Source organism: Okeania sp. (assembly GCF_983059655.1).
In genome coordinates this window covers 2,703-5,506 of the sequence record NZ_CEZPJD010000537.1, presented here as the reverse complement: position 1 = coordinate 5,506, position 2,804 = coordinate 2,703, and the positions used below count along the sequence as shown (strand labels likewise).

At 34.0% G+C, this 2,804-nt stretch carries 2 protein-coding genes; both read left to right on the top strand.

Going from position 1 to position 2,804, the window contains the following annotated elements; all coding sequences use genetic code 11:
• Positions 1–291 precede the first annotated feature (291 nt).
• Complete coding sequence (locus tag AC3DU7_RS23650) at positions 292–519, top strand: hypothetical protein (protein ID WP_488041749.1); 228 nt, start codon at positions 292–294, stop codon at positions 517–519.
• Positions 520–763: 244 nt separating this feature from the next.
• Positions 764–1,936: a phosphotransferase gene (locus AC3DU7_RS23645; RefSeq protein WP_488041748.1), complete on the top strand. Its 1,173-nt coding sequence runs from the start codon at positions 764–766 to the stop codon at positions 1,934–1,936.
• The last annotated feature ends 868 nt before the right edge of the window (positions 1,937–2,804 follow it).

The window sequence follows — 2,804 nt, the reverse complement described above, 5'->3', positions numbered from 1 at the left end:
AGATGTATCTCAAATCAATCCTTCGGAGCCATTATTACCTCGTTTAGCTTGGAATAGTCAGGTGGCTTTTTTCAGAGCGATGTTTAGAGCAAAGAAAGCTTTGGATAACATTGATAGAGAGTTCGATACCATCAAAAAATAAAAAAAGACATAATTGTGTTAGTTAGATGCAGTTTAAAATTGTTCTAACCCTTGCAGTTCTAGGGAAAGCCAGACAATAATATAAATGCAAATAGACAAGAGCAAGTCTAATTGCAAAGTAACAAATTTTATTTAAGGAGCAACTGAAAAGTGGCTAACATTAAAATCTCTGACTTACATCCTGCTGGTGCTAACTTCTTCTTAGATTCTGAAAGTTATATGCATGAGCTAACTGACGATGATTTATATACAACAAGGGGTGGTAGTGTCACTACTCTTGCTGCTACATTGACAAGCCCTGCTTGTGCTATTGGTGCCGCTATAACCATGAGCGCGGTAGCTTTAGCCGTTGGACTTGCTAATCGTCCACCAAAATAAGCTTTGGGTTTAACACTTTATACAACGCTAATTTGAAATGATTCAACGAATTAGCTGTATAAATAATACTCCAATAGTTGAGCGTAGCAGATCAAGTTTATCTACAGTGATGGTTTGATCAAAATACTCAACTTGCTTCTTAAAAGGTTTGGTCTCCAAACTCAACCGCAAAAATAGGATTTGGAAACCAAACCCCTACAGTTTTTTGTTCACGAATCATTTCATATTAATTTTGAATAAAAATATGACTTTTATTTTAAGCTCTCACAATATTTTTGACTACTTATCAGAGCATTCTCTGTGTAGTAAACAAGAAGAAACTTTCAGCACAGTTGAACAAGTAAATGCTAAAAATTTTAACTTGCTAGTAACCTTGGTTGATAGTCGAAAACTACTGGTGAAACAAGAACGTCATCATCAACAAGGAAAAACTATAGGTGAGTTTCAGCATGAATGGCAATTTCACAATTTTTTAAATCAATTTCCCCAATTTGAATATTGGCGCTCGTTTTTGCCAAAAGTGGTACATTTTGATTTAGAAAATTCTATTATTGTCTCTACTTACTTGGATGATTATCAGAATTTAATGAATTTATATACCCAGGAAAATAATTTTCCAGAGCAAATTTCTACAGAAATTGGTAAAGCATTAGCTACTATTCATCGCGATACTTTTAATTGTCAAAAATATAGAGAATTTTTTGCTCATCAAACGAATAACTTAACAAATGAACAAGTAAACAAATTTGTCAATAATTTAGAAAGAATAACACCAGAAATTTTTGGAATAGTACCAGCAGATGGATTAAAATTCTTTGCTCTTTATCAAAGATATGATAGTTTAGGCCAAGCGATCGCTCAATTAAGTAATACTTTTAATCCCTGTTGTTTGACTCACAATGATTTGAGCCTAAACAATATTCTACTACGCACAAATTATCAGGAAGAAAATCAGAATATTGTCAAATTAATAGACTGGGAACGTTGTGATTGGGGAGACCCTACTTTTGATGTAGGAACTTTAATTAGTAGTTATTTACAAATTTGGTTGAATAGTTTAGTTATTAGTAAATCTTTAAGCATAGAAGAATCTTTGAATTTAGCAACAACACCTTTAGAATTATTACAACCTTCTATTGCTAATTTTATCTTGACTTATCTCAACACTTTTCCAGAAATATTAGAACACTTTCCTAATTTTATTCCACAAACAATACAGTTGGCCGGATTTAGTTTAATTCAGCAAATTCAGGCAATGATTCAGTATCAAAAATCTTTTGGTAATACAGGTATTGCTATGTTGCAAGTTGCGAAGACATTATTATGTCGTCCACAACAATCTATTTCCACAATTTTTGGTACTGCTGCTCCTAAGTTAAGTCAATTTTCTAGTAAGCATTCAGCCGTCAGCTATTAGCTCTCAGCTATTAATTTTGGGGAAGATAAAAGCAACCTTTGAAATTGAGAAAGAATAAAAAGTTACTGCCAAAGTCCCCTGACTAAACCTTAGAAGTAATTGTGACTAATTGCTGTTAACGTAGTTATTCCGGAGAAGACTAGCTGACTACTAATAGCTGTTTGCTCAGCATTCCGCAGGAAATGCTTACGTTTTCTACTTCATTTAGTTAGTGTTGCACAGTGATAAATGAAGCAGCACTCTTGAGTTTAAGTAAAATAACTAGTAAGCATTCAGCCGTCAGCTATTAGCTCTCAGCTATTAATTTTGGGGAAGATAAAAGCAACCTTTGAAATTGAGAAAGAATAAAAAGTTACTGCCAAAGTCCCCTGACTAAACCTTAGAAGTAATTGTGACTAATTGCTGTTAACGTATAATAGCTGTTTGCTCAGCATTCCGCAGGAAATGCTTACGTTTTCTACTTCATTTAGTTAGTGTTGCACAGTGATAAATGAAGCAGCACTCTTGAGTTTAAGTAAAATAACTAGTAAGCATTCAGCCGTCAGCTATTAGCTCTCAGCTATTAATTTTGGGGAAGATAAAAGCAACCTTTGAAATTGAGAAAGAATAAAAAGTTACTGCCAAAGTCCCCTGACTAAACCTTAGAAGTAATTGTGACTAATTGCTGTTAACGTAGTTATTCCGGAGAAGACTAGCTGACTACTAATAGCTGTTTGCTCAGCATTCCGCAGGAAATGCTTACGTTTTCTACTTCATTTAGTTAGTGTTGCACAGTGATAAATGAAGCAGCACTCTTGAGTTTAAGTAAAATAACTAGTAAGCATTCAGCCGTCAGCTATTAGCTCTCAGCTATTAATTTTGGGGAAGA